The following is a 24,959-nucleotide window of genomic DNA, read 5'->3' on the forward strand; positions in this document are numbered from 1 at the left end:
GAGTCGCGGCTTGAAAGGCGATGGGGATAGCCGCATACTGGCGGCTGTTTAACTTCTCACCAATCAAATACCTTAAATAACACCATGAATTTACAACACCATTTTCTTATCGCTATGCCATCACTTCAGGATCCTCGCTTCAAACGCTCGGTGATTTATGTCTGCGAGCACAATGAAGACGGCGCCATGGGCCTGGTGATCAATAAACCGGTGGAACAGTTCACGGTGGAAACAGTGCTGAGCAAACTGAAGATCATGCCACAGGCGCGCGATCCGGCCATCAGTCTGGATAAACCGGTGTTTGCCGGCGGCCCGCTGGCTGACGATCGCGGTTTTATCCTACATACGCCGTGCAAAGGCTTCGGCTCCAGTATCCAGATCTCGCCGGATACCATGATCACCACCTCGAAAGACGTACTGGAAACCTTGGGCACGCCGGAACAGCCGGAGGACGTACTGGTCGCGCTCGGCTATGCCGGCTGGGAGAAAGGCCAGTTGGAACAGGAAGTGCTGGAAAACGCCTGGCTGACCATCGAAGCCGACACCGACATTTTGTTCCATACGCCGATCGCCAGCCGCTGGCGTGAGGCCGCCAATCGCCTTGGCATTGATATCCGCAGCATTGCCAACCATGCAGGACACGCCTGATGACCAACCGCACCATTATCGCCTTCGACTTCGGCACCAAAAGCATTGGCGCGGCCATTGGCCAGGAGCTAACCGGCAGCGCCCGTGCACTGGCGGCTTTCAAAGCACAGGACGGTTCGCCGGACTGGCAGAAGATCGAGAAGTTGCTGAAAGAGTGGCAACCGGACTTGGTGGTAGTCGGTCTGCCGCTGAACATGGACGGCACCGAACAGCCGGTCACCGAGCAAGCGCGCAAATTCGCCAACCGCCTGCACGGCCGCTTTGGCGTGCAGATCGCGCTGCATGATGAGCGTCTCAGTACCGTCGAAGCCCGCGCCAACCTGTTTGATCGCGGCGGCTTCCGCGCCCTGGACAAGGGCAGCGTGGATTCCGCCTCGGCGGTGGTAATCCTGGAAAGCTGGTTCGAACGGCAATTGGGTTAATCCCTTGGCAAAGTCCCCTCCGCGCCGCCCAGTAATCCCGCACAGATCCGCTGTTGCAGACCTTGCTCAAAGGTCTGCATGCCGGACTGCCCACCGGTTTGCAGCACGCTGGCAAGCTGATGGGTTTTGCCCTCGCGGATCATGCTGCTGACCGCCGCCGTCGCCGTCAGCACCTCAAAAATCGCCACCCTGCCGCCCCCGGGCCGACTCAACAGCTTCTGTGCAATCACCGCCTGCAGGCTACCGGCCAACTGTGCACGCACGTAGGGCTTTTCTTCCGCCGGGAAAACATCCACCAGCCGATCGACCGCCTGCGTCGCGCTACGGGTATGCAGCGTCGCCAGTACCAGATGGCCGGTTTCCGCAGCGGTAAGCGCCAGCCTGATGGTTGTGGTGTCACGCAGCTCCCCCAGCAAGATGACATCTGGATCTTCACGCAGGGCAGCACGTAATGCGTCGTCAAAACTGTGGCTGTCGCGGCCCAATTCGCGCTGCTGAATTAAAGAGTGTCGACTGCGGTGAATAAATTCGATCGGATCCTCCAGCGTAAGGATATGCCGCCGCTGGTGCTGATTGATGTCGTCAATCATTGCCGCCAGGGTGGTGGATTTACCACTGCCGGTCGCGCCGGTCACCAAAATCAGGCCATCCTCCCTGCGCACCAGGGCCGGAATGATGTCTGGTGCTGCCAACGCCGCCAGCGTCGGACACTCGCCGGCAATCAGCCGCAAGGCAAGCGAAACCCCGAGGCTTTGCAGAAAGAAATTGGCGCGCAGCCGAATATCGCCCGCAAGCGTCAGCGCCAGATCAAGCTGCCCCTGCTGTTGCAATTGCTGCCGCTGCTGGGGTTGCAGCAGCGCGTTGCACAAGCGATGCATCTTGGTCTCGGTCAGTTTTTCCGCACCTGCCAGCGGCTGTAATTCGCCATCGATGCGCAACATCGGCTGATGCCCCGTACAAAGGTGCAGATCGGAAGCATTATGCTTTACACTAAGGGCCACGAATTCACCGATATCCATATCAATCTCCTGGGTCAATGATGAGCACTATCCAACAGAATCTGCAGGATGTCAGAAACCGCATTGCCGCGGCCGCTCAAGGCTGCGCTCGCGCTCCAGAAGAAGTGACGCTGCTTGCAGTGAGTAAAACCAAACCTGTGGCGGCGATCGCAGAAGCCATCGCGGCAGGCCAGCGAACCTTCGGGGAAAACTATGTACAGGAAGGCGTGGATAAGGTTCAGCATTTTGCCGCGCTGCCGGAAGGCGCAACGCTGGATTGGCACTTTATCGGCCCTTTGCAATCCAATAAGAGCCGGCTGGTGGCAGAGCACTTTGCCTGGTGCCATACCGTCGATCGGCTGCGTATCGCCCAGCGGTTAAGCGACCAGCGCCCGGCAGACATGCCGCCGCTTAACGTTCTGATCCAAATAAATATCAGCGATGAACAGAGTAAATCTGGCATTGTACTGGCTGAACTGCCGGCGCTGGCAGAAGCGGTTGTCGCCTTGCCGAACGTTCGTTTACGCGGGCTGATGGCGATTCCGGCTCCGCAAGAAGACTACCAGAGCCAATTGGCGGTATTCCGCCAGATGCACGACGCCTTCCAGGCGCTGCAACAGCATTATCCGCAGGTGGACACGCTGTCTATGGGCATGACCGATGACATGACGGCGGCCGTTACCGCAGGCAGCACTCTGGTTCGTATCGGTACCGCCATTTTTGGCGCGCGAGATTATTCGCAGTCCTGACACACTGACGAGGAATTTTAATGCAACACCGTAAGATTACCTTCATTGGCGCCGGCAACATGGCCCGCGCAATCATCGCCGGCCTGGTGGCGGGCGGTTACCCGGCCAAATCCATCAGCGTCTGCGCGCCTTCGGCTAAAAACCGTGATGCGCTGGCTGCCGACTACGGCATCGTCAGCAGCGGCGATAACCTTGCCTGCGCACGCGAGGCCGACGTCATCGTACTGGCGGTAAAGCCACAGATGATGGCAGATGTCTGCCAGCCGTTGCGCGATCAGATCGATTTCAGCGGCAAACTGGTGCTGTCGATCGCCGCAGGCATTCAGGTCAGCCGTTTTTACCAGCTGCTGGCCGACAATCTGAATATCGTACGCATCATGCCAAACACGCCATCGCTGGTGGGTAAAGGCATGAGTGGCCTGTATGCGCCGCAGCAGGTCAGCCAACAGGATCGTGACTACACCAGTGATTTGATGGCGTCAGTCGGCAAGGTATGTTGGGTGGATGACGAAAACGGCATCAACAGCGTGATCGCCGCTGCGGGCAGTGCCCCGGCCTATTTTTTCCTGTTTATGGAAGCCATGCAGCAGGAAGCCGAACGTATGGGCTTCGACAGCCAGACGGCCCGTGCGCTGGTGCAACAAGCGGCATCCGGCGCCGCTGCGCTGGTGGAAGCCAACCCGGAGACGCCGTTGTCGACCTTGCGTGAGCAGGTAACGTCCAAAGGCGGCACCACCGCCGAAGCGCTGCGGGTATTCAACGAGCAACAACTGCCGGCAACCGTGGCCAAAGCCATGCAGGCGGCAGTTTCCCGTGCGCAGGAAATGGAAAAATCATTTTAAATAATCGAGAGTTAAGGAGAAGGACGACTTCATGCTAACGCTGACTTTTTTGGTCAAAACCGTTATTGATCTTTACGTCATGGTACTGCTGCTGCGCATCTGGATGCAGTGGACACGCGCTGACTTTTACAACCCATTCGCGCAGTTTATCGTGAAGATCACCCAGCCGGTGATTGGCCCGCTGCGCCGTATTATCCCGTCAATGGGACCAATTGACAGCGCATCACTGCTGTTGGCTTTCCTGCTGATGACCATCAAGTATCCGCTGTTGCTGCTGATTCAGGGCGGCGCGATGTCACTCAGCCCGTATAACCTGCTGTTTGGCTTGATCTCTCTGGTGAAGTCGGCCGGTTATCTGATCTTCTGGGTGATGATTATCCGCGCGCTGATGAGCTGGATAAGTCAGGGCCGCAGCCCGATTGATCAGTTGATGTATCAACTGACCGAACCGTTGATGGCGCCAATCCGCCGTATTCTTCCGGCAATGGGCGGCATTGATTTTTCAGCGATGGTAGTGATCTTGATCCTGTATCTGATCAACTACCTGGGTATGGATCTGTTCGGTGAGATCTGGTTCCTGCTGTGAGTGCAGTCACCCCCGTGCTGGACGGGCTGGCAATCAGGCTATATATTCAGCCGAAAGCCAGCCGCGACCAGATTGTCGGTTTGCATGGCGACGAACTTAAAGTCGCCATTACCGCCCCGCCGGTAGACGGCCAGGCCAACGCTCATCTGATCAAGTTTCTCGCCAAGCAGTTCAAAGTGGCGAAAAGCAACGTCACCATAGAGAAAGGCGAGCTGGGGCGGCATAAACAGTTACGCATCGTTAATCCGCAACAGATCCCCGCCGTGGTCGCGGCGCTAATCGAATAAATTTCAAGGTAGTCATCATGCAAAAAGTCGTTCTTGCCACCGGTAACCCGGGTAAAGTGCGCGAACTCGCCGACCTGTTGGCCGATTTCGGCCTGAACGTGGTCGCTCAAACCGAATTGGGCGTGGAGTCCGCCGAGGAAACCGGCCTGACGTTTATCGAAAATGCCATTCTGAAAGCCCGCCATGCGGCGCAAATCACCGGTCTGCCGGCGATCGCCGACGACTCGGGTCTGGCGGTTGATGCGCTGGGCGGCGCGCCAGGCATCTATTCTGCACGTTACGCGGGTGTAGACGCCTCTGACCAGCAAAACCTCGACAAGCTGCTGGTTGCGCTGAAAGACGTGCCCAAGGGCAGCCGTGGCGCACAGTTCCACTGCGTGCTGGTGTATATGCGCCACGCAGAAGATCCGACACCGCTGGTGTTCCACGGCAGCTGGGCCGGTGAAATCACCGATGCCGCCGCCGGTGAAGGCGGTTTTGGCTATGATCCTATCTTCTACGTTCCGGAGCTGGGCCGCACCGCTGCCGAGCTGAGCCGTGACGAAAAGCGCGCCGTATCACACCGTGGTAAAGCCCTGAAGCTGATGCTGGAAGCGATGCGCAATGCTTAAGTTGCCCCCGCTGAGTTTGTACATTCATATTCCGTGGTGCGTGCAGAAATGCCCGTACTGCGACTTCAACTCGCATGCGTTGAAGGGCGAAGTGCCGCATCAGGAATACGTCGATCACCTGCTGGCGGATCTGGATGCCGATCTGCCGCTGGTCAGTGGTCGCGAAATCAGCACCATTTTTATCGGCGGCGGCACCCCCAGCCTGTTGAGTGCCGAAGCGATGCAATCGCTGCTGGACGGCGTGCGGGCACGCATTCCGGTGATTGACGGCGCCGAGATCACCATGGAGGCCAACCCGGGTACCGTGGAGGCCGATCGCTTCAGCGGCTATCAGCGCGCCGGTGTGAACCGCATTTCTATCGGCGTGCAGAGCTTCAGCGCCGAGAAATTGACTCGCCTGGGTCGCATTCACGGCCCGGAAGAGGCCAAACGCGCAGCTCACCTGGCTACCGGCCTGGGTTTGCGCAGTTTTAACCTGGATCTGATGCACGGCCTGCCGGACCAGTCGCTGGAAGAGGCGCTGGACGATCTGCGCCAGGCAATCGCCCTCAATCCACCGCATCTGTCGTGGTATCAACTGACTATCGAGCCCAATACGCTTTTCAGTTCACGCCCGCCGGTGCTACCGGACGACGACGCGCTGTGGGACATTTTCGAGCGGGGCCATGAATTGCTGAGCGCCGCCGGCTATCAGCAGTATGAAACTTCGGCCTACGCCAAACCGGGCTATCAGTGCCAACATAACCTCAACTACTGGCGCTTTGGCGACTATCTGGGGATTGGCTGCGGCGCGCACGGCAAGTTAACCTTCAGCGACGGCCGCATTCTGCGCACCGCGAAAACCAAGCATCCGCGTGGTTTTATGCAGGGCAAGTATATGGACAAGCAGCATGAGGTGACGGCGGCGGACCGGCCGTTCGAATTCTTTATGAACCGCTTCCGCCTGCTGGAAGCCGCACCGCGTGCTGAATTCGTCAACTACACCGGGCTGGATGAAAGCGCGATCCGTGCTGCGCTGGACGAAGCGCTGGCGAAAGGTTATCTGGTAGAAACGCCGGAATATTGGCAGATCACCGAGAAAGGCAAACTGTTCCTTAATTCGCTACTGGAGTTGTTCCTGGCGGATGAATGAAAAAAAGCGCTGAGTTTTCAGCGCTTTTTTATTTGAATCAATCTGGGTAAAAATCTTGAGCAAGGACTTGCTGAATGTCCCAAATACCGTTTTCCGGATAAACATCCAATCCGGTCTCCGTGGTGGCAAAGGCGACTGCTTTTGACCATACCACATCCAGCCAGTCTGCATCGCCGAGTTTGCTTTTTAAGCTGGGCGACTCTTTCAAGCTATAAAGCACCTCTTTACGCTGTGCCTTAATCGTTCTTTCCCAACTGGTTCCGCGCCGAGCCGGCTGGTATTTCCATTTCAGCAAGTGTGCTATCAGCACCGTCATTCGGCTCGCAAGTTCCCTTTGCTCGCTCTTTCCCACGTCCTCAATCTCCTCGGCGATCTTTTCAACATCGATCTCAGACAATTTTCCGGAGCGCAAAAGAGCTGCCTGTTCATTTGCCCAGGCGACAACATCAGTTTCGTAGCGAGTATGGCTCATAGCGTTCTCCGTAAACACCCATGAATCTGTACGTAGTTTAACCAGTCTGTCAGATAACCGTCAGGAGGTCAAAAAACACGCTATCCACTGTGATTTCATGTTACTTCAATGCATTAAGCAAATCTTTGCGCTGGGTTTCCAGGCCGGTAACGCGGTTGCACACGTCGTGGCCGAAGTTCTGGAAATCCTGCTCCTGGTTATTCCATTCGTTCTGAATCGCCTTCTGCAGGCCGCCCAGATTGCCCATGATCGCCTGCAGCGGGTTGCCGCCGCTATTGGCTGCCTGCTTGACGCCCATCTCATTCAGGCTGTCCTGCAATACGCCGCCCATGCTCTGCTGGACGATATTGCGGCCATCCTGCTCAACCTGATCAATCGCCTTGTGATGGAAGGTCAGGCCGTCGCTGCGGTGCTCAATGATACGGTTCATCTGTTGCTTAAGCTGACCGTTCAACGTGGTCAGGCGGTTACGCACGTTGCTGTCGCTGCCCAACTCTTTGACGATCACCTTGTCCAACGCCACCCGCGCTTTTTCCAGATGTTGCTGAGCGCCGTTGTCGATCCACGGCAACTCTTTGCGCAATGCGCTCTGGTAACTGAAGGCCTTCTGTCGCTGGCTGTCTGTCAGGCTCAACGCCTGGCCATTGCGGGTTACATCGCCATCCGGTGAAATCTGCAGATTGCCGCTGGCCCCGGTCACCTGTACGTTCTGCGGGCTGATAATCACGTCGTCCTGGGGTTTAACGTTGCACTGATACTCGGCATGGGCCTGTGAAGCAGTCAACAGCAGTAAGGCTAACCCGGTTTTCTTTAACATATATTCTCCTGACGCCCTTCCGTGGTGGGGCTAAAAAATCGAACGGCTAATCCGTTGAGACAACAGTTCCAGCGCCGCAGTTCCCGCCAATGAGTTACCGGAAGCATCCAGTTCCGGCGACCAGACGGCGATCGACAGCTCGTCGGGGACGATAGCGACAATACCGCCACCCACGCCGGACTTGCCCGGCATGCCCACGCGATAGGCAAATTCCCCCGCGCCGTCGTACATGCCGCTGGTCATCATCAGCGCATTAATCTGGCGCGCCTGCAGGGGGCTTATCACCTCGCGTCCGCTAAGATCACGACCGTGATTGGCCAGATAAACAAAGCTGCGAGCCAGCTCCTCACAGCTCATTCGCAGCGCGCAGTAGTGGAAATAGGTTTGCAGCACGGTAAGCACGTCGTTTTCGAAATTGCCGAACGACTTCATCAGGTAGGCTATCGCCGCATTGCGATCGGAGTGTTCGAACTCGGAACGGGCCACCCGCGAATCATAGGCCAGGTCATCTTCATCGGCCAGTTGACGCACCACTTCCAGCATTCGCTGCTTGGGCGCGCTGAGCCGGGTTTGCAGCATGTCGCACACCACCAGCGCACCGGGGTTGATAAACGGATTGCGCGGTTTGCCCTGCTCCATCTCCAGCTGCAACAGCGAGTTGAACGGCAGACCGGAAGGCTCCTTGCCAACCCGACGCCAGATCTCCGCCTCCTGGTAGCGCGTCAGCGCCAGCGTCAGGCTCAACACCTTGGAGATCGACTGAATAGAGAAACGCTCGTCGGCGTTACCGGCCTGGAACATTTCGCCGTCGACGGTGCAAACGGCGATCGCCAGACGATCGGCCGCCACTTCCGCCAACGCCGGTATATAGTCCGCCACCTTGCCCTGGCCAATCAGCGGGCGCACCTGTTGCAGGATCTCATCCAGCAACGCGTTATCCAATGTTGTTACCACCGCGGTCACACTCCGGACAAAATAAAGGTGCCGTAAAGGCACCTTAAATCAATAGATTCAGCGCGACGCCAGGCCGCGCTTATCAGGCAGGAAAATCAGTCCCACCAGATATCGAACAGATCGCTGACCTTAACGTCGGTCAGTTTACGCGCTTCCAGCCATTTTTTGACCAGTTCGCGTTGCTCGTCAGTGCAGTGACCGATGGTCTGCAGACAGATCAAGCCTTCCCACTGCAGGTAGCCGCTACCGTCAAAGGCCATGCCGTTCGGCTCAATCACTTCGTCGATAAAAGCGTCCAGCGTGCTGTCGATATCTTCAACCGCGGTGCCTTCGGCAAAGCGCCATGCAACGGAGAAGCCCAGCTCCTGAAACTCTTCAATGTGTAACTTTTTACGTAAACGACGACTGCGGTTCTTAGCCATTATTCTTTCCTCTCAAACATCAAGTCCCAAACGCCATGTCCCAGACGCTGGCCGCGTAATTCAAATTTTGTCAGTGGGCGTGAATCCGGACGCGGCACATAATCATTATCGCTGGAAAGATTGCGATAGCCTGAGATCCCGTTCATAACCTCTAACATATGTTCTGCATAAGGTTGCCAGTCGGTGGCCATGTGGAAGACGCCGCCGACTTTCAGTTTGCGACGCACCAGTTCAACAAACGGCGTCTGTACGATGCGGCGTTTGTTGTGGCGCGCTTTGTGCCACGGATCGGGGAAAAACAGCTGAACCATGTCCAGCGAGCCGTCCGGGATCATATTCTCCAACACCTCAACCGCGTCGTGACACATTACGCGCAGGTTGCTCAGTTCCGCTTCGGTAGCGTCGGCCAGGCAGGCACCCACGCCCGGCGAATGGACTTCTATCCCCAAGAAATTCTGCTGCGGGTTATTGCCCGCCATGGTCACCAGCGAGGCGCCCATGCCAAAACCGATCTCCAGCACGGTCGGCGCGTCGCGCCCGAACAGTGCGGCGATATCGACAGGTTCAGCCTGATACTCCACGCCCATCACCGGCCAATAGTTGTCCAACGCGTGCTGTTGGCCTTTGGTCAACCGCCCCTGGCGGCGGACAAAACTGCGGATACGGCGCATCGCGCGGCCGTTCTCATCAAATTCCGGGGAGATGACGTCATTAATCATAGTGCTTTCTGTCTGTTTGGCTGCCAATTAGGGAAACGCGCATTATGCAAAGATACATTGGTTTAGCAAGTGTTCATCTAATGTACCTGCCGTGCGACGTCGGAAAGTTCCGGTTTACAGCATCATGACTCTATGCTGCAATCGCGCTTCATTTTCTGCCGGATATCGAATCAGCTTATGATGCAAGCACAGCAGTTCGCACAGGTGGTGCTTGACTGGTACCAGCGTTACGGCCGTAAAACCCTGCCGTGGCAGCTTGATAAGACCGCCTATCAAGTATGGCTCTCTGAGGTCATGTTGCAACAAACTCAGGTTGCCACCGTGATCCCTTACTTCCAGCGCTTTATGGCACGTTTTCCCAACGTGCGTGCGCTGGCTGAAGCGCCGCTGGACGAAGTGCTGCACCTGTGGACCGGCCTGGGCTACTACGCCCGTGCGCGCAATCTGCATAAGGCGGCGCAGGCTATTGTCGCACAGCACGGCGGTGAGTTCCCGACAACCTTTGAAGAAATCCACGCCCTGCCCGGTATTGGCCGTTCAACGGCAGGCGCAGTGCTGTCGCTGGCGCTCGGCCAACACTACCCAATCCTCGACGGCAACGTAAAACGCGTCCTGGCCCGCTGCTATGCCGTCGAAGGCTGGCCGGGCAAGAAAGAGGTAGAAAACCGACTGTGGGAAATCAGCGAAAACGTTACACCGGCCAAGGGCGTTGGCCAGTTCAATCAGGCGATGATGGATCTGGGGGCGATGGTCTGCACCCGCTCCAAGCCGAAATGCGAACTGTGCCCACTCAGCCTCGGCTGCATCGCCTATGCCCACCACAGTTGGGCAAAATACCCGGGTAAAAAGCCCAAGCAGACCCTGCCGGAAAAAACCGCCTACTTTTTATTGCTGCAGCACGGCGAACGCGCCTGGCTGGAGCAGCGCCCCGCCATCGGTCTGTGGGGCGGTCTGTTCTGCTTCCCGCAGTTCAGCGAACGTGAAGAGATGGAACTCTGGCTGCAACAGCGCGGTCTGAAAAACAATCGCCGGGAGCAACTGACCGCATTTCGTCATACTTTCAGTCATTTCCATCTTGATATCGTGCCAATATGGCTGGAAATGGACGCCGCAGGCAGCAGCATGGATGAGGGCGCCGGTCTCTGGTATAACTTAGCGCAGCCGCCATCGGTCGGGCTGGCCGCACCGGTTGACCGCCTGTTGCAACAGTTGGCAAAACAGTCCCCGCGCCGACAGGGTTTATAGCCTAAATAATTCGAGTTGCAGGAAGGCGGCAACTGAGCGAGTCCCGATGAGCTTACTGAGGTAAGTGATTCGGGTGAGAAAAGGCAGCCAACACACCTGCAGCTCAAAGTATGACGGGTTTATTGGCAATAGCGCCATTGATGAGGAATTAGCATGAGCAGAACCATTTTTTGTACCTTCCTGCAGCGTGACGCCGAAGGGCAGGACTTCCAGCTTTATCCAGGGGAAGTCGGCAAACGCATCTATAACGAGATCTCGAAAGAAGCCTGGGCAGAATGGATGAAAAAACAAACCATGCTGATCAACGAGAAAAAACTGAACATGATGAACGTTGACGACCGCAAATTGCTGGAAGCGGAAATGATCAAATTCCTGTTCGAAGGGCATGACGTCCATATCGAAGGCTATACGCCACCAAGCGAATAATGCTGTTGGGGCCAGGCGCTGGCCCTTCCAATACTTCTCGTATACGGCTTTAAGATGAAGAAAATTTTAGCTTTGCTAGTGATAGCGCCCCTGCTGATATCCTGTTCCGGCAAAAAAAGCACTGAAGTCAACGAAGCCTGGGTCAAAGACACCAACGGCTTCGAAATCCTGATGGGTCAGTTCGCCCACAACATCGAGAATATCTGGGGTCTGAACGAAGTTCTGATCGCCGGGCCGAAAGATTACGTTAAATACACCGACCAGTATCAAACCCGTAGCCACATCAACTTTGATTCTGGTGCCATCACTATTGAAACCATCGCCACCACCGATCCTGCCGCTCACCTGCGTCAGGCGATTATCAGCACCTTGCTGATGGGGGACGACCCGGGTTCTATCGATCTCTATTCCGACGTCAACGATATCCAGATCAGTAAAGAGCCGTTCCTGTACGGCCAGGTACTGGATAACAAAGGTGCGCCGATCCGTTGGGAATGGCGTGCGGCGCACTTCGCCGACTATCTGTTGCAGACCAAGCTGCAAAAACGCACCTCCGGCCTGCACGTAATTTACTCGGTCACTATTCAGCTGGTGCCAAACCACCTGGACAAACGTGCCCACAAATACCTGCCGATGGTGCGCAAGGCATCGGAAAAATACGGCGTAGAAGAGTCGCTGATCCTGGCGATCATGCAGACCGAATCGAGCTTTAACCCGTATGCGGTGAGCGGTTCAGATGCGTTGGGCCTGATGCAGGTGGTGCAGCACACTGCCGGTAAGGATGTGTTCCAGATGCGTGGGAAATGGGGCAAACCAAGCCGCAGTTACCTGTTCGATCCGGAAAACAACATCGATACCGGTACGGCTTATCTGGCCATTTTGCAGAATAACTATTTGGGAGGGATTCAAAACCCGACCTCACGCCGCTACGCGGTTATCACTGCCTATAACGGCGGCGCCGGCAGCGTGCTGCGCGTGTTCTCTAGCGACAGGACCCGTGCGGTGAGCATCATCAACGGCATGCAGCCGGGCGACGTCTATCAGACGCTGACCACCAAGCATCCGGCCGGCGAATCTCGCCGTTACCTGGTGAAGGTGAACAACGCCCAGAAGAGTTACCGCAGAAGATAATTTGCGGTGGCGTTATCAATGAAAAGGGCCGGTGCAAACCGGCCCTTATTTTCTATTGCTTGATCATATAGCCGAAAATGCGTTTCCAGCCGTGATCCTTTTTCTCGATATAAACGCCCTGCAACTCCGGCGAGAAGCCCGGCAGCCGGTTGATGCCCTCTTCCAGCGCCATGAAATAACGCTGTACCGCCCCGCCCCAGACTTCGCCCGGCACTACGCATAGCACGCCCGGTGGGTAAGGCAACGCGCCCTCTGCCGCAATGCGCCCTTCGGCCTGCCCGATCGGCACCAGTTCAACGTTGTCGCGGATAAACTCCACGTTGGCGTCCTGTGGGTTCATCATCACCTGCGGGAAATGACGCTGACGGAACATCTCTTTTTGCAGCTGCTTAACGTCGAAGCTGACGTATAAATCGTGCATCTCCTGGCACAGCTGGCGAAGGGTATAGCCGCGATAACGCTGCTCGTTCTTGCGATATACCGTTGGTAGCGCCTGGCTCAGCGGCGCGTCCTCTTCCACGTAACGTTCGAACTGCACCAGCATATCCACCAGTTGTTGCATCTTGGCCGGGTTTTCCGCCGGCGTCAGCAGGAACAGGATCGAGTTAAGATCGCACTTCTCCGGCACGATACCGTTCTCGCGCAGGAAATTGGCCAGAATGGTGGCCGGCACGCCAAACTCGGTGTATTGGCCGGTGGCGGCATCAATACCCGGCGTGGTCAGCAGCAGTTTGCACGGATCGACCAAATACTGGTCCTGCGCGTAACCTTCAAAACCGTGCCATTTCTCATCCGGCACAAAATTGAAGAAACGGGCGTCGTTGGCGATCAAATCGGTGTCGTAATCCTGCCAGTTCTTGCCCGCGATCTGCAGGGGGACAAACGGCCTGAGCTGCGAACAGCGTTCCAACAGTTGCTTGCGCGTCTCGATGCCAAGCTTCACGCAGTCCATCCACATACGGCGACCGGCGGCCCCGGCATGCATCTTGGCGTTGACGTCCAGCGCCGCAAACAGCGGATAGAACGGGCTGGTAGAGGCGTGCAGCATGAAAGCGTTGTTCAGGTGCTTGTGGTTGCAGTGACGCTTCTGGCCCTTGATATGGTCGTCTTTCTTGTGGATCTGCGAGGTTTGCGAGAAGCCGGCCTGCTGTTTGTGTACCGACTGGGTAACAAAGATGCCCGGGTCAAGCTCGTCCAGCTCCAACAGCAGCGGTGAACACTCTTTCAGCATCGGGATAAACCCTTCGTAACCCACCCAGGCCGAATCAAACAGGATGTAGTCGCACAGGTGACCAATGGTGTCGATCACCTGACGCGCATTATAAATAGTGCCGTCGTAGGTGCCGAGCTGAATGATTGCCAGGCGGAAAGGACGCGCTGCCTCGGCCTTCTCCGGCGCTACCTGACGAATTTGTTCGCGCAGATAACGCTCGTCAAAGCAGCGGGAGTCGATACCGCCGATAAAGCCAAACGGGTTGCGCGCGGTTTCCAGATACACCGGTGTCGCACCGGCCTGGATCAACGCACCATGGTGGTTGGACTTATGGTTGTTACGGTCGAACAGCACCAGATCGCCACGGGTCAGCAGCGCGTTGGTTACCACCTTGTTGGCGGCCGAGGTGCCGTTGAGCACAAAATAAGTTTTATCGGCGTTGAACACCCGTGCCGCATGCTTTTGGGCGTCCTTGGCCGAGCCTTCGTGGATCAGCAAATCGCCCAATTTAACGTCGGCGTTGCACATGTCGGAACGAAAAAGCGTTTCACCGTAAAACTCGAAAAACTTGCGGCCCGCCGGATGCTTGCGGAAAAACTCCCCGCCCTGATGCCCCGGACAGGCAAAGGTCGAGTTCTCCATTTCCACATAGGTTTTCAAGGTATTGAAAAACGGCGGCAGCAGCGCCTGCTCGTAAGCATCCGCCGCGGCTTCCAACTGCGCCATATAAAACGCCTTGCTGGCACCGTCCAGCGCGAAAACGCCGCTGATAAACGGCAGGTAGTCCGGCGAGAGATGCTCGTCACCGGCCACCGCCACAAAGGTGGGGATCTCGAACCCGGTGGCTTTAAGCTGTGCCAGGATGCCGGCGTTGACGTCATCAACCGACACGACCAATGCCGCAACGTCGGTATAATCCGTCTGCTCGACGCGGACAATCTGGCGCAGCGTTTCAATGGCGGCGACCAGGCTGGCGCTGGTGGCTATCTTCAATTCTTTCATAGTGCTAACTCTCAAACGGTTAAGGATGAGGCTGTGCCACAAGGCACGGTGATGAGATAACAAAGGTTATCCCGGCAACTTGATGTCCGGGGTGGCAGCATAGAGCGCATGCGTGACCGGCTGACTCTCTTAAGATTATCAGGCCACTATCGGGAACTGGTATCGGCAGCGTCCGATAGACATCAGTAAAATCAGAGCCACAGCTCTATTTTTAATAATGCCTAACAGCGAGCATGAAGTTGCCTTACCGCATGCTGGGCTGGGCGTTTCTGGAGGACGGCGTTCGGGAAAGATAGCGGCGAAGTAGCGGCATCATCAGATGTCTGGTGTGCAGTGGCGCTTGAGGAACCATACCAGTCATGCCTGCAACCCTCTGACTTAAATGAGCGGAAACGCCGTTAGGGAACGTAGAGTGCTAAAATTTGCGCAATGATTGCATGTTTTTTTATGAGGTTCAAGTAACTATTATGCTGTTCACTCACTTGGAAACACCAACGTAACCAACTGTTATAAAAAGAATAAAAATAAAATACAGAAAAATCAAAACGGTATAAATACACGAATTTTTTGCATACTTACCGGGTGTTGATGCCCCAAAACACCGCAGGCTTCGATCGTCACTGCATGAAAATAGAGCAACTGATCGGCTTTGTGACAGAAAGCGATTGACGATATCCGGCCAATAGGGTTAAATGCGCCCCGTTGCCCGGATAGCTCAGTCGGTAGAGCAGGGGATTGAAAATCCCCGTGTCCTTGGTTCGATTCCGAGTCCGGGCACCAAATTCATATCAACGGACCTCCATGGAGGTCCGTTTTTGCATTCTAAGCCCGCAAAAATCAACGTTCCTACCTTCCAGATTTCCACCGAACTCTACCTAATTCTACCCGCATCAAGCCACTTGTGCGGGTACAAATGAGGGTATAGTCTAATTCGATAAAATTTATACCCCTTTTCACTCTGAGGAGGCCTATCCATGGCGCTCACTGACGCAAAGATCCGAGCAGCAAAACCGGATGAAAAACCTTATAAACTCGCTGACAGCGGCAACATGTTTTTGCTTGTTCATCCTAACGGCTCCCGATACTGGCGGCTCCGTTATCGATTTCTGGGAAAGGAAAAAACCCTCGCTCTCGGCGTATATCCCGAAGTGTCATTATCTGAAGCACGATTAAAACGTGATGAAGCCAGAAAGCTTATTGCAGAAAGCATCGATCCTTGTGAGCAAAAGCGGGTGAAGAAATCAGTCCCCGACGTTGCGCAAACATTTGAAGCTATCGCCCGCCAATGGCACAGCAGCAATAAAAAATGGTCCGAGTCACACGCAGAGAAAACGTTGACGAGCCTCGAAACACACGTGTTCCCGTTTATCGGTTCACGAGATATCACCAGCCTGAAAACCCCCGATTTACTTGTTCCCGTCAAAGCAGCCGAAACAAAAGAGATTTACGAAGTGGCTTCGCGCCTGCAGCAACGAATTTCTGCAATCATGCGGTATGCCGCGCAATCAGGCATTATCAGCTACAACCCGGCGGTAGACATGGCGGGTGCGCTCACTACGGTCAAACGCCAGCACCGCCCTGCCCTTGCGCTTAACCGCATTCCTGAGCTGCTTGAACGTTTGGATTCGTATAAGGGGCAACCCCTCACCCGTATGGCGACAAAACTGTCCCTGTTGATCTTCATTCGCTCCAGTGAACTCCGTTTCGCTCGTTGGTCCGAGATCGATTTCGAAAAAGCCATGTGGACAATCCCTCCGGAGCGGAAACCTATTGAAGGCGTCAAATACTCGCACAGGGGTGCAAAAATGCGTGCTCCTCACTTGGTTCCACTCTCTAAGCAGGCGATAGTGATTCTGAGACAGATACACTGTATCAGCGGTGAACACGAACTGGTTTTTACCGGTGACCATAATCCTTGGAAGCCAATGAGTGAAAATACAGTGAATAACGCGCTGCGTTTAATGGGATATGATACAAAAGTAGATGTTTGCGGCCACGGCTTTAGGGCCATGGCCTGCAGTTCGTTGATTGAGTCCGGGTTGTGGTCGAGAGATGCGGTTGAACGGCAGATGAGCCACCAAGAACGTAACAATGTTCGTGCTGCGTATATCCATAAGGCAGAGCATCTGGACGAGCGTAGATTGATGCTACAGTGGTGGGCAGACTTTTTGGGGGCAAATCAGCAAAAAACTATCTCTCCTTTCGATTATGCAAAAACCAATAACCAGATGCAAAGATGATGACTAATTAATTTGGTTGAAAGAGTAAGGCGCGGTGGCACTCATAACACAATGAGAAAGTATTTAATCCAGAGCGGATAACATTTTGCATGTGGAGAGATTCAAGAGGAATTTATTCGGCAACCTTTCGTGATTAAAACCGTCAATGATGTTGGGTATCTTAAAACCACGGCCGAAAATCAGGACATCCTTCGCCGGAGCAGTGCTGACTCAATGTTTCTTTCGTAGACAGTGATAATAGGCAGTGCACTAATTTTTACAACCAAGACAAGTATCAATGAGTGGAGGACACTGTTATTGATACCACCCTGGCTAACTTTAGCGTACAAATACATAAACCTAATGCTTGCCGATCTAAAAATCGACATTAACAAAATAGAGACTTGAAAAAACAGAAAAAATAAAACATCACGCTTGAAAAAAATTGTTTTTTTGGCGCATGAACAATTCACAAAATTGACAATCATATAGCTACAGCCCCAATAAAAAAATCACCGACAGATGGAATTACAAATATTAGCAAATGGTGTAATAAATGAGTAATTATTAAATTTCACATTAAAGGATAAAATATTTCATTGAACATAATTAAACAGATTCTTCTTATACCACTTAACTCGCACGCATTTAATTGCTACCATCTTTTAAGTTATATCCGTTTCATTTGCAATAGACCATTTTTACTGGCATCGTATTATTAACGGCTACTATCTTAACTCAGAGGCTAACATGGAAATACGCGATTTTATCGTAAAGTCAGTATTGGCAACCACTACTCTTGCTGCAACTTACAGTGCACAAGGAATATCTTCTACGGCCACAGTCGCCCCCAACTCCGGACGTGAAAAGAAAAAAGATCCTAATGCTAAAACTATTGCCTTCGTACTTTTCCTGGATATGACACCGTTGGATATCGTTGGACCTGTCACTGTGCTGCAAAATCATGATTTCAACATTGAGTACGTATGGCACGATAAAAATCCAATACCTACAGAGATCAGTCCCCTCTCATTGATGCCTACGGCTACTTTTTCGGAGTTAAGCTCAGTCGATATCCTTTGCGTGACAGGGACGCATAATCCTTTTAATGCTATCGCTGATAAAAAAATGCTGGATTGGATCAATACCGTCGGCAAGCGTGCAGAGTACGTCACTAGCGTATGTACTGGCGGTATCATTATTGCCGCTGCTGCCTTGCTTAATGGCTATAAGGCCTCAACTCACTGGGCCTTTCAAGACACATTGGCAGCATTGGGGGCGCTTCCTTCGGATGAACGCGTCACTATTGACCGAAACAGGATAACGGGTGGCGGAGTGACGGCCGGCATTGATTTTGGCCTGTATTTACTTTCCTTATTAAAAGGAAAGCCTACCGCTGAGTTAACGCAACTCTTTATCCACTATGATCCCCCTTCAACACCGGCACTCCACAGCTGGCGGCCCCCAAATTAACTGACCAGGCGAAAGCAATTACAGCGATGTATCTGGCTAAAGAAACACCTGACTATAAAGAAACCCTGGCTGCTGCAATTACTCATAAAAGCAATTATCAATAACCGTAGTACTTACAGCAATAGTTTCAACGGTCACCCAAAATGTCGGCCCCTACTTTGTGTTTACGGGCTCCGTCCCTCGATACGTGACCGCCAGGAAAAATCGGCACCAAGTCTAAGCCCTGGCCTTATTACCACGATTTTATACTTGCTCACCAAGAGCTTTCTGAAAATTTGGCGTGTTTGTTTTTTTTAAATTGTTCCTGGGTTAAGCTGTTATTTCTACGGTGAATCCCCCTAGCGGAGGGACGAATCAGCAAGTTAAGTCAATGTTTACAAGACGTGAGTCAAGGATGCTGGCCAAAGGCTCATCGGGAGGCACCCGACACTGTAGTTCCAAATCATCAGGTGGGCGCATTTGATTGTTCACGCAATATCAATCCCTATCCAGAGGGTGGAAATTTGTTCCCACCAATGTAACGTGACCGTCGGGAAAGACCGACAATCTTAGGAGTGCAATAGATATATTGCACATGGTACGGTACAACTAGGGTTAATTGCTGACCGCCGGGAAAGACCGGCAATTAATTCAAGCCCTGCCTGCAATGGCAGGGCTTGAATTAATTGGAAAAACGAACGACCTAAAAACAGTAGTAACAAGACAGCTCAACTTCACATGCTCATTCTAAAAAATAAAAAACTGGGACGACAGAATCATCTCAGGGTTAAAAGGGTTCACTGCTTATTTATATTGGTTCAATACCAATACTGAAAACAGTCTAATTCATTATATTTCATGTTAACAATGTTTTTTTACTTGTCGTTATAAAAAAATTTTATATCGCAATATTAGAGCATCCTCTCATCTAATTGTCGCAGTATCGAGGGGCTTTAGTCCAACATTCTGCCCTTAGTGGACAGTAGTAGATGAGTTATGCAGGAGTTACAATGTATATTGATAACATCAACGATAGACGATTTAAAAACCCTTCATAAAAATTATTGCGGCCTTATAAAATCATCGCCATTGAAATTTTTATATATTATTAAATATAAAGTCGTCATGAATAGATCTCAAAAAAACCATTTCAACATTAAATTTTAAAATCAAAAAAAAATAAACCCACACAAACACTATTGACCTGATAAGAATTGGTTCATAAAATTAAAAATGTGCTCATGAAGAGTCACAGCCCCTAACAAAGGAGAATATAAAATGAGTATAAGCGATCACGAATACGTTAACTTTTCTGAAGACCACGAACTTAGCTATCATTTACGAGACGTTAACAAGCAACAAAGTGAAGTTAACCGTAATATGTTGCGGGTGATGGGTGTAGAATTAAAAGGGCAACTGAAAGTTTATTTTGTTACGCATGCCCAGTTCCGAGCTTACATCAACACGCAGCTGCACCGCTTGAACTAATCAAATTGAATTTTAATAGGCTTGTGGCGATCTAATGATCGCCATATTTTACATCCGCAGATACCATCACACCGATGTGTTCGCCTGTTATTATCGGAAAAACACGAAATCAATCCTGTTTGCAAATCATCGGTTGCTCAAAAGGCAAATAAACAATATATTCAAAATTATCGATCTTATTTATTTTAATCTTTAATTCATCATATTTAAATATCTTAACCATATTAGAAACCCCAGGTTCTCGCTTATCAAGATATAAGGAGTAATACTGCCCGCTCTGTTCATAGGTAAAGTGAAACGTACTATCAACAACTTTCGGTGGTGAGTTAGGGCAAGTATAAGTCCCTAAAACCATATAATACCCGCGCCCGTTATCCTGCATGGAGAGGAATATATCAAAATCACTGTACCCTCTATCACAGATATTAACTGTCATGTTGATATGCATCTTAGCTCTGCATTCAAAACCAGCACTATTCACCTCGCTTTTCCACCACAGATAGGAAAAAAAAGTCGCCAGTATCCCTAGCAGGAAGAGTATAAATGTTCTATTTTTATTTTTCATAATATTGTAAGTGGTAGTTTTCACAAGGGAGTTTATTTTTATATGGGCAATAGATAAGCAATTTACTGACGAAATCTCGCCCTAACACATCTAGCATTTCCTCGCTAAAGTAATAGACATTGGCTTTAACCTTGCAATTTAATTTCTCTTTAATCGCAATAGCCTTGACATTATTAATATATTCCTGCCCAACAGCACCATCAATTTTGTCGTCGAGAAGATAGAAGTTACAACTGTCCATGCTGAAAATTTCCGTTCGGATAAGTTTCAACCTTATATAATTATAAAAGCTGGGTGAGACGATCATCACTATGACCGTAACAAGAAGCGCAATCGCTTTTACCTTGAGTGGCGAACTATGGCTACGCGAGGACGGCACCACAATTGTTTCATCATTAGCAGGAAATGGCGCTAACAATGCATGTTCAACCACTTGTTGATTACCTTTAACATCCTCACCTTGAGTCATCAATATAATGTCGGCATCAAATATAAACCCATGCTTAGGGATGGTGGTGATTAGCCCGACAAGACCACATTGTTCCAGGGCCTTCCTCAACATCGAGACATAATTGTTTAAGTTATTGCTCGAAGCGCTTAACCCCCTCTTCTCCCACAACTCACTTAAAATGTCCTCTCTGCGCAAAGAAACATGATTGTTATTAATAAACAATAACAAAAGCTCACTGGTCACCCTCGTCAAAGTGATCATATCCACAGTGTTATCAGGACAAAATAATGTCCCATCTGAGGAGTTGTACTTTACAACACCGTTAACAATAAACTCCATAATGCACCTAGTATCTAAATATATTTTATTATATCTACTTTCCTTTCCCCCGCAAGATGATGCAAAACCGGAAAAAAATGCAGTTACCTTCCCTCCTCGACTAAAAATCAAACTGAATTTTAAAAGAAATTCGCTATCAACCACGGAGTTTGAACCCTTACAGGCCTTAAGACATAGAACCCAACCCAAAAAATAAAGAATATAAACCTATTACATAAAAAATAAAAGAATAAAAACCTATTAACGAGTATTATCTCATTATATATGACCATAGTAACTCTCTCGGTGCTAAGATTATTCTCAACACACCAACAGAGGAACCTCCTAGCCAAAGAAGAAAACCCGACAACGTAAAACATAGGGGCAACGGTAGATCGCTCTACCCTGACGCCACACAAAAAATAGAAATCCATATTTGGGAAGCGCTTCCCAGGGTCACCTTTTACGCCAGAAAAATATTATGAACTGTCATTTTACCCATAAAGTAATTTTTGAAAACGACGCTATTTCTTTAGTAAATAACAGATTACTACTCAAAGCTAACGGCAGAAAAGTCGTATTGAGTAAAAATCAGATAAAATTAGTTATTTGTTTGTTAAATGAAGTGAATGATAAAAACCATATCATTGAGGCCATTTGGTCTGGAACAAAATCAAAATCCAAAGAGGATAACTACACTCAATTATTATTCCGAACCAAGGCCATATTGGCGAGAGGTGGGTTCCCGGAGGATACCATCATCACCATGCCGAAATATGGCATATGTTTAAACATGAACCTATTGAAACCTGTCCCTAAAGATGAAGATCAAAGGGTAGGATTGTTTAGCGATCAAGGAATGTTCAACTATGATATACGCACCTGAAGAATATTAAATGGCCATCGTTTGAACCCTTTGTGAAAACAATCGCCGATTTACTTTACTCCAGGCCAGGGGGCTATCTTGCAGATAGCCTCCTGGCCTGGTTGCAACAACAATTTTTCACCCACCTGCAAAGGCCAATAAAAAATATTGCTCTTTGGATGCGCAGTCATTAAGAACGACTAATAGGTGCGCAATGACCCCCGGGTACCGGCAACCAGCTTTGATAACCGCCGCTCTCATCTACGCCCCAGTACAAACCTATAAGCGTACAGATACCACTAGCAGATATGCGCTCCACCGGTTCAGGATATTTAAAAGTAGTCTCTGTGCCATGCTGGTAGCGCCATACTGAATATGCATCTTCCCAACTTACGCCGCGGCTAATAGTAACAAAACCGTAGCGGGGGTAAAATTTACCGTCATACACTGTTCCAACCGCTAACGCACAATCCAACACCGCCGTACAACTAACATGGGCCGCTGAGTCGTTTTGCTCTCGCCAGAGAACATGGCCGGAAACATAGTTCCATTTCTTCCCCGCCCAATTACCGGCCACCTCGCCGGTGTCAGTCGCCGTAACCGATACCTCTGCGCAAACTTCCCCCATGATCACAACTGTCAGGGCTAGAATCTCAATCAGGGTTAATATCTTCTTTTTCATTGCATCGCCACTCGTTAGTAAGCCCACTTTCGGCAGAGATCACACTATAAGCACAGCTATTTACCGGAAGCAACCTGGTCTTTTTTTTCCATCTTTCACCTAAAATTAGCGAAAAATCCACCGAGGGTTAAATTCAAGTCATATGGCTCTATTTAAATTTCATCCAGAAAAAAAGAAACCATTCAGATTATTCTTGCCAGCCACCAAGTCACTAAATGAACTTAAAACCATGAGTTTTAAATAAGCATAACTTTTACCACCTTACCAAAAAAATATTAGAGTTGCATTGAGGCGGCAAGGGACCACATCCCGGCGGCCCACTGTAGCAAGTGATTCGCGTAAGGGACAAGTCGGTCGGGAACCTATTTGAACGCGGCTTGCAGCGACCACGTCAGGGGTGAGTCCCAATCCAACATAGATGTAGCTTCAAGCATGTCGGGCATAGATAAAAAGGCTATCAGTCATAGCTCAACTTAACAACGCCATTTGTATAGAATGTTCCTTCTGTCACCTTACCATCAGCGCTGATTGATGCATTTACATCGATAGCAAGAGGGACGTCTTTAACCGCATTAAAACTAAACCCGGTAGCGCCAGACCACCCTGAAACACGGAGTTTGACATTCAGCCCATTACTAAGGGCAGACAGATCTGCTCCATTCGCAAAGACGAATTTAGCCCTCACTTTGGTGTCCTGAGTGCAGGATACGTTAATAATAGATCCATAACGACTCGTGGGTATATCGTTCGCGCTCATGGTTTTAAAATCTATGCTCATGGGTTGGGTGGCATAGCACGTGGCGGGCGGGGGAATCCCAGGACCCGGGTCCTGCCGGAACGTCCATGTGAAGGTATAGGCCCTCGACACAAAAACGATGACAACAGAATTGTACTTAAAGCAGCAACCACCAGTATTATTAACCACACCGAGGCGGACACCCCACACATTACCCCTGTTAACATGCCCGGCCGCCGTCTCGCAGTCCGTCGCGTCCCAATCCTTCGGAAATGGGTCTTGATCATGGAACCTATAGGTGTATCCTACGGTAGTATCCGTGGTCGCCAAGATATGGGAAGACGCCCCCTGCGTCCCCTTCGGATAGTACCTGCGGACACATCCCGCGGAGGTAACGCCCCCCCACATCGTGATAGATTGCAGGTATCCTCTATCACCGATCGTTCTCTCGTAAGAAAACGCGTGCGCAGAAATAGGCACAACACACATGGTTGCAGCTACCGCAGAGACGGACCCCAGCAACAGACGTATTAACATTCCAGCCACCCCTACATTGGGTAATCTACATCACACAGCGAACAGCCGCGGCACACAGCAGCCCATCCGCCCATATTTGCCATCGCGCCTCATACGCCTGCACCCGCGCCTGGGTTGCCGCTGCCGACAACCCACATCTGCGGGCCTGCTCGTAAAGCCGCAGGCGTCGGGCGTGATGGTTCGATAATGCGCGCGGTGCTATAACGGGCCCCGCGTCGCTAAACTCTACTCCCAGCCAGTCGAATCCCTGTTCAATTCGCCCCAACTGAGTTTTGATCGGATGCGTTTCAAAACCACCCTGGTTAAAAAATTGATGCAACTGCTTCACCGACCTGCGCAATGGCCACCGGGTTCGGGTCAACAGCAAAAAATCATCCATATACCGAGTATAAAAAATCCCTGTCTGCGCGCTAAAATGCGCATCCACGTGGTAAAGCAAACTGGCGCCGAACAGCGGACTCAGTGGGCAACTGCGGCAAATTCCCTGTTTAGGCGTATGAAATTCACCGCCGTCTTCAACGCTGTAATACAAATACTGTCGTAATAATTCACGTAATACCGGATCTGCCACATACTGCTGTATCTGCTTCAGCAGTTGCTCTTTGCGTATATGGCGGTAATAGCCACGAATATCGGTGCGGTAAACAAAATTAAACTCCCCGCTCGCCAGCGCACGTGCGGTTTGCCTGACCGACTCCCTACCCCCGCCGTGGCCTTTTAAGTGCGCACATCTGGCGTGAGTGGGCAGTAGCCCCTCAACCCGCAACGCCACCCATTTCAGCACCAGCGCGTCCTGCGCACTCCACTGCGCCAGCCTCGCTTCTCCCTTTCCTTTCCGTCCCACCAACTGCATTGGCGAAAGTCGATAGTAGCCACGTTCAACCTGTTGCTGCAAACGGGCGCCCTGCTCACCCCAGTGAAACCGTAAGTGCCATACGCAGGCCCCCGCTGGCGCATGTGAACGCGCACG

The 24,959-nt window shown here is 51.5% G+C and carries 26 protein-coding genes and 1 tRNA gene; 16 read left to right on the forward strand and 11 right to left on the reverse strand.

The genetic code is table 11. The features are described from left to right. Positions 1 to 84 precede the first annotated feature (84 nt). The gene (locus EBA31_RS21755; protein WP_041414955.1) at positions 85 to 648 is read left to right on the forward strand and encodes a YqgE/AlgH family protein; all 564 of its coding nucleotides are present in this window, start codon (positions 85 to 87) and stop codon (positions 646 to 648) included. Further along, positions 648 to 1,070, forward strand: coding sequence for a Holliday junction resolvase RuvX (gene ruvX, locus EBA31_RS21760; RefSeq protein WP_020828599.1), 423 nt, complete (start codon positions 648 to 650; stop codon positions 1,068 to 1,070). Before EBA31_RS21755 ends, ruvX begins: the two co-directional genes overlap by 1 nt. On the opposite strand, the gene EBA31_RS21765 is transcribed toward ruvX, so the two are convergent. Continuing rightward, the gene (locus tag EBA31_RS21765) at positions 1,067 to 2,089 is read right to left on the reverse strand and encodes a type IV pilus twitching motility protein PilT (protein WP_020828600.1); all 1,023 of its coding nucleotides are present in this window, start codon (positions 2,087 to 2,089) and stop codon (positions 1,067 to 1,069) included. The genes ruvX and EBA31_RS21765 overlap by 4 nt on opposite strands. Before the next feature lie 20 nt (positions 2,090 to 2,109). On the opposite strand from EBA31_RS21765, the gene EBA31_RS21770 reads away from it, so the two are divergent. Genes EBA31_RS21770 through hemW form a run of 6 tightly spaced genes read left to right on the forward strand, consistent with a single transcriptional unit; the run spans position 2,110 to position 6,275 of the window. Continuing rightward, positions 2,110 to 2,817: a YggS family pyridoxal phosphate-dependent enzyme gene (locus EBA31_RS21770; protein WP_122080178.1), complete on the forward strand. Its 708-nt coding sequence runs from the start codon at positions 2,110 to 2,112 to the stop codon at positions 2,815 to 2,817. Between the two features lie 20 nt (positions 2,818 to 2,837). After that, a complete protein-coding gene (proC, locus tag EBA31_RS21775; protein WP_020828602.1) occupies positions 2,838 to 3,659 on the forward strand; it encodes a pyrroline-5-carboxylate reductase in 822 nt (273 codons plus the stop codon). A 31-nt stretch (positions 3,660 to 3,690) separates the two neighbouring features. Further along, positions 3,691 to 4,245 (forward strand): YggT family protein, encoded by a 555-nt coding sequence (locus EBA31_RS21780; RefSeq protein WP_044553435.1) that lies wholly within the window; start codon positions 3,691 to 3,693, stop codon positions 4,243 to 4,245. After that, the gene (yggU, locus tag EBA31_RS21785) at positions 4,242 to 4,532 is read left to right on the forward strand and encodes a DUF167 family protein YggU (protein WP_020828604.1); all 291 of its coding nucleotides are present in this window, start codon (positions 4,242 to 4,244) and stop codon (positions 4,530 to 4,532) included. The genes EBA31_RS21780 and yggU overlap by 4 nt, the downstream gene beginning before the upstream one ends. A gap of 17 nt (positions 4,533 to 4,549) precedes the next feature. After that, positions 4,550 to 5,143, forward strand: coding sequence for an XTP/dITP diphosphatase (locus EBA31_RS21790; protein WP_046372640.1), 594 nt, complete (start codon positions 4,550 to 4,552; stop codon positions 5,141 to 5,143). Continuing rightward, positions 5,136 to 6,275, forward strand: a complete 1,140-nt coding sequence (gene hemW / locus EBA31_RS21795; protein WP_046372639.1) for a radical SAM family heme chaperone HemW — start codon at positions 5,136 to 5,138, stop codon at positions 6,273 to 6,275. The genes EBA31_RS21790 and hemW overlap by 8 nt, the downstream gene beginning before the upstream one ends. A gap of 37 nt (positions 6,276 to 6,312) precedes the next feature. On the opposite strand, the gene EBA31_RS21800 is transcribed toward hemW, so the two are convergent. The 5 genes from EBA31_RS21800 to trmB all read right to left on the reverse strand — a co-directional run bounded on the left by EBA31_RS21800 (position 6,313) and on the right by trmB (position 9,659). Then, a complete protein-coding gene (locus tag EBA31_RS21800; protein ID WP_122080179.1) occupies positions 6,313 to 6,747 on the reverse strand; it encodes a DUF29 domain-containing protein in 435 nt (144 codons plus the stop codon). A 100-nt stretch (positions 6,748 to 6,847) separates the two neighbouring features. Further along, complete coding sequence (locus EBA31_RS21805) at positions 6,848 to 7,564, reverse strand: DUF2884 domain-containing protein (RefSeq protein ID WP_044553444.1); 717 nt, start codon at positions 7,562 to 7,564, stop codon at positions 6,848 to 6,850. Between the two features lie 30 nt (positions 7,565 to 7,594). Next, positions 7,595 to 8,518 (reverse strand): glutaminase B, encoded by a 924-nt coding sequence (gene glsB, locus EBA31_RS21810; protein ID WP_122080671.1) that lies wholly within the window; start codon positions 8,516 to 8,518, stop codon positions 7,595 to 7,597. 95 nt (positions 8,519 to 8,613) lie between these two features. Beyond that, positions 8,614 to 8,940 (reverse strand): YggL family protein, encoded by a 327-nt coding sequence (locus EBA31_RS21815; RefSeq protein ID WP_020828611.1) that lies wholly within the window; start codon positions 8,938 to 8,940, stop codon positions 8,614 to 8,616. After that, complete coding sequence (gene trmB, locus EBA31_RS21820; RefSeq protein ID WP_020828612.1) at positions 8,940 to 9,659, reverse strand: tRNA (guanosine(46)-N7)-methyltransferase TrmB; 720 nt, start codon at positions 9,657 to 9,659, stop codon at positions 8,940 to 8,942. Before trmB ends, EBA31_RS21815 begins: the two co-directional genes overlap by 1 nt. A 177-nt stretch (positions 9,660 to 9,836) precedes the next feature. Here trmB and mutY point away from each other — a divergent pair, with 177 nt between their 5' ends. The 3 genes from mutY (at position 9,837) to mltC (ending at position 12,461) form a co-directional block, all read left to right on the forward strand. Further along, entirely contained in the window at positions 9,837 to 10,904 is a 1,068-nt protein-coding gene (mutY, locus tag EBA31_RS21825) for an A/G-specific adenine glycosylase (protein WP_238387481.1), read from the forward strand. A gap of 153 nt (positions 10,905 to 11,057) precedes the next feature. After that, entirely contained in the window at positions 11,058 to 11,330 is a 273-nt protein-coding gene (locus EBA31_RS21830; RefSeq protein WP_020828614.1) for an oxidative damage protection protein, read from the forward strand. A gap of 54 nt (positions 11,331 to 11,384) precedes the next feature. Continuing rightward, positions 11,385 to 12,461, forward strand: a complete 1,077-nt coding sequence (gene mltC, locus EBA31_RS21835; protein ID WP_020828615.1) for a membrane-bound lytic murein transglycosylase MltC — start codon at positions 11,385 to 11,387, stop codon at positions 12,459 to 12,461. Positions 12,462 to 12,513: 52 nt separating this feature from the next. On the opposite strand, the gene speF is transcribed toward mltC, so the two are convergent. Beyond that, a complete protein-coding gene (speF, locus tag EBA31_RS21840) occupies positions 12,514 to 14,676 on the reverse strand; it encodes an ornithine decarboxylase SpeF (protein WP_122080181.1) in 2,163 nt (720 codons plus the stop codon). Between the two features lie 704 nt (positions 14,677 to 15,380). Between speF and EBA31_RS21845 the strand changes: the two genes are divergently transcribed. From EBA31_RS21845 to EBA31_RS21865, 4 genes are all read left to right on the forward strand, one after another. Next, positions 15,381 to 15,456 (forward strand) — tRNA-Phe (locus EBA31_RS21845). A gap of 194 nt (positions 15,457 to 15,650) precedes the next feature. Next, positions 15,651 to 16,916 carry an integrase arm-type DNA-binding domain-containing protein gene (locus tag EBA31_RS21850; protein WP_122080182.1) on the forward strand — a complete coding sequence of 422 codons (1,266 nt, stop codon included), beginning with the start codon at positions 15,651 to 15,653 and terminating at the stop codon, positions 16,914 to 16,916. A gap of 729 nt (positions 16,917 to 17,645) precedes the next feature. Beyond that, positions 17,646 to 18,368, forward strand: coding sequence for a DJ-1/PfpI family protein (locus tag EBA31_RS21860; RefSeq protein WP_122080184.1), 723 nt, complete (start codon positions 17,646 to 17,648; stop codon positions 18,366 to 18,368). A gap of 1,257 nt (positions 18,369 to 19,625) precedes the next feature. After that, entirely contained in the window at positions 19,626 to 19,835 is a 210-nt protein-coding gene (locus tag EBA31_RS21865) for a hypothetical protein (protein ID WP_122080185.1), read from the forward strand. 109 nt (positions 19,836 to 19,944) lie between these two features. On the opposite strand, the gene EBA31_RS21870 is transcribed toward EBA31_RS21865, so the two are convergent. Then, complete coding sequence (locus EBA31_RS21870) at positions 19,945 to 20,424, reverse strand: hypothetical protein (RefSeq protein WP_162302914.1); 480 nt, start codon at positions 20,422 to 20,424, stop codon at positions 19,945 to 19,947. Then, positions 20,390 to 21,334: a helix-turn-helix domain-containing protein gene (locus tag EBA31_RS21875; protein WP_162302915.1), complete on the reverse strand. Its 945-nt coding sequence runs from the start codon at positions 21,332 to 21,334 to the stop codon at positions 20,390 to 20,392. Before EBA31_RS21875 ends, EBA31_RS21870 begins: the two co-directional genes overlap by 35 nt. A gap of 316 nt (positions 21,335 to 21,650) precedes the next feature. Between EBA31_RS21875 and EBA31_RS21880 the strand changes: the two genes are divergently transcribed. Further along, positions 21,651 to 22,055 carry a hypothetical protein gene (locus tag EBA31_RS21880; RefSeq protein ID WP_122080188.1) on the forward strand — a complete coding sequence of 135 codons (405 nt, stop codon included), beginning with the start codon at positions 21,651 to 21,653 and terminating at the stop codon, positions 22,053 to 22,055. A 169-nt stretch (positions 22,056 to 22,224) separates the two neighbouring features. Here the strand turns inward: EBA31_RS21880 and EBA31_RS21885 are convergent, their stop codons facing one another. Then, entirely contained in the window at positions 22,225 to 22,716 is a 492-nt protein-coding gene (locus tag EBA31_RS21885) for a hypothetical protein (protein WP_122080189.1), read from the reverse strand. Between the two features lie 1,298 nt (positions 22,717 to 24,014). Next, positions 24,015 to 24,884, reverse strand: coding sequence for a reverse transcriptase domain-containing protein (locus EBA31_RS21895; protein ID WP_238387482.1), 870 nt, complete (start codon positions 24,882 to 24,884; stop codon positions 24,015 to 24,017). Between the last annotated feature and the right edge of the window lie 75 nt (positions 24,885 to 24,959).

The organism is Serratia sp. P2ACOL2 (assembly GCF_003691565.1).
GTDB classification, from domain to species: Bacteria; Pseudomonadota; Gammaproteobacteria; order Enterobacterales; family Enterobacteriaceae; genus Serratia; species Serratia liquefaciens.

Excerpts from the sequence above, each read along its gene's own strand:
- EBA31_RS21755 (WP_041414955.1), top strand. The coding sequence starts at position 85 with ATGAATTTACAACACCATTTTCTTATCGCTATGCCATCACTTCAGGAT.
- ruvX (WP_020828599.1), top strand. The coding sequence starts at position 648 with ATGACCAACCGCACCATTATCGCCTTCGACTTCGGCACCAAAAGCATT.
- EBA31_RS21765 (WP_020828600.1), bottom strand. The coding sequence starts at position 2,089 with ATGGATATCGGTGAATTCGTGGCCCTTAGTGTAAAGCATAATGCTTCC.
- EBA31_RS21770 (WP_122080178.1), top strand. The coding sequence starts at position 2,110 with ATGAGCACTATCCAACAGAATCTGCAGGATGTCAGAAACCGCATTGCC.
- proC (WP_020828602.1), top strand. The coding sequence starts at position 2,838 with ATGCAACACCGTAAGATTACCTTCATTGGCGCCGGCAACATGGCCCGC.
- EBA31_RS21780 (WP_044553435.1), top strand. The coding sequence starts at position 3,691 with ATGCTAACGCTGACTTTTTTGGTCAAAACCGTTATTGATCTTTACGTC.
- EBA31_RS21790 (WP_046372640.1), top strand. The coding sequence starts at position 4,550 with ATGCAAAAAGTCGTTCTTGCCACCGGTAACCCGGGTAAAGTGCGCGAA.
- hemW (WP_046372639.1), top strand. The coding sequence starts at position 5,136 with ATGCTTAAGTTGCCCCCGCTGAGTTTGTACATTCATATTCCGTGGTGC.
- EBA31_RS21800 (WP_122080179.1), bottom strand. The coding sequence starts at position 6,747 with ATGAGCCATACTCGCTACGAAACTGATGTTGTCGCCTGGGCAAATGAA.
- EBA31_RS21805 (WP_044553444.1), bottom strand. The coding sequence starts at position 7,564 with ATGTTAAAGAAAACCGGGTTAGCCTTACTGCTGTTGACTGCTTCACAG.
- EBA31_RS21815 (WP_020828611.1), bottom strand. The coding sequence starts at position 8,940 with ATGGCTAAGAACCGCAGTCGTCGTTTACGTAAAAAGTTACACATTGAA.
- trmB (WP_020828612.1), bottom strand. The coding sequence starts at position 9,659 with ATGATTAATGACGTCATCTCCCCGGAATTTGATGAGAACGGCCGCGCG.
- mutY (WP_238387481.1), top strand. The coding sequence starts at position 9,837 with ATGATGCAAGCACAGCAGTTCGCACAGGTGGTGCTTGACTGGTACCAG.
- EBA31_RS21830 (WP_020828614.1), top strand. The coding sequence starts at position 11,058 with ATGAGCAGAACCATTTTTTGTACCTTCCTGCAGCGTGACGCCGAAGGG.
- mltC (WP_020828615.1), top strand. The coding sequence starts at position 11,385 with ATGAAGAAAATTTTAGCTTTGCTAGTGATAGCGCCCCTGCTGATATCC.
- speF (WP_122080181.1), bottom strand. The coding sequence starts at position 14,676 with ATGAAAGAATTGAAGATAGCCACCAGCGCCAGCCTGGTCGCCGCCATT.
- EBA31_RS21850 (WP_122080182.1), top strand. The coding sequence starts at position 15,651 with ATGGCGCTCACTGACGCAAAGATCCGAGCAGCAAAACCGGATGAAAAA.
- EBA31_RS21860 (WP_122080184.1), top strand. The coding sequence starts at position 17,646 with ATGGAAATACGCGATTTTATCGTAAAGTCAGTATTGGCAACCACTACT.
- EBA31_RS21865 (WP_122080185.1), top strand. The coding sequence starts at position 19,626 with ATGAGTATAAGCGATCACGAATACGTTAACTTTTCTGAAGACCACGAA.
- EBA31_RS21880 (WP_122080188.1), top strand. The coding sequence starts at position 21,651 with ATGAACTGTCATTTTACCCATAAAGTAATTTTTGAAAACGACGCTATT.
- EBA31_RS21885 (WP_122080189.1), bottom strand. The coding sequence starts at position 22,716 with ATGAAAAAGAAGATATTAACCCTGATTGAGATTCTAGCCCTGACAGTT.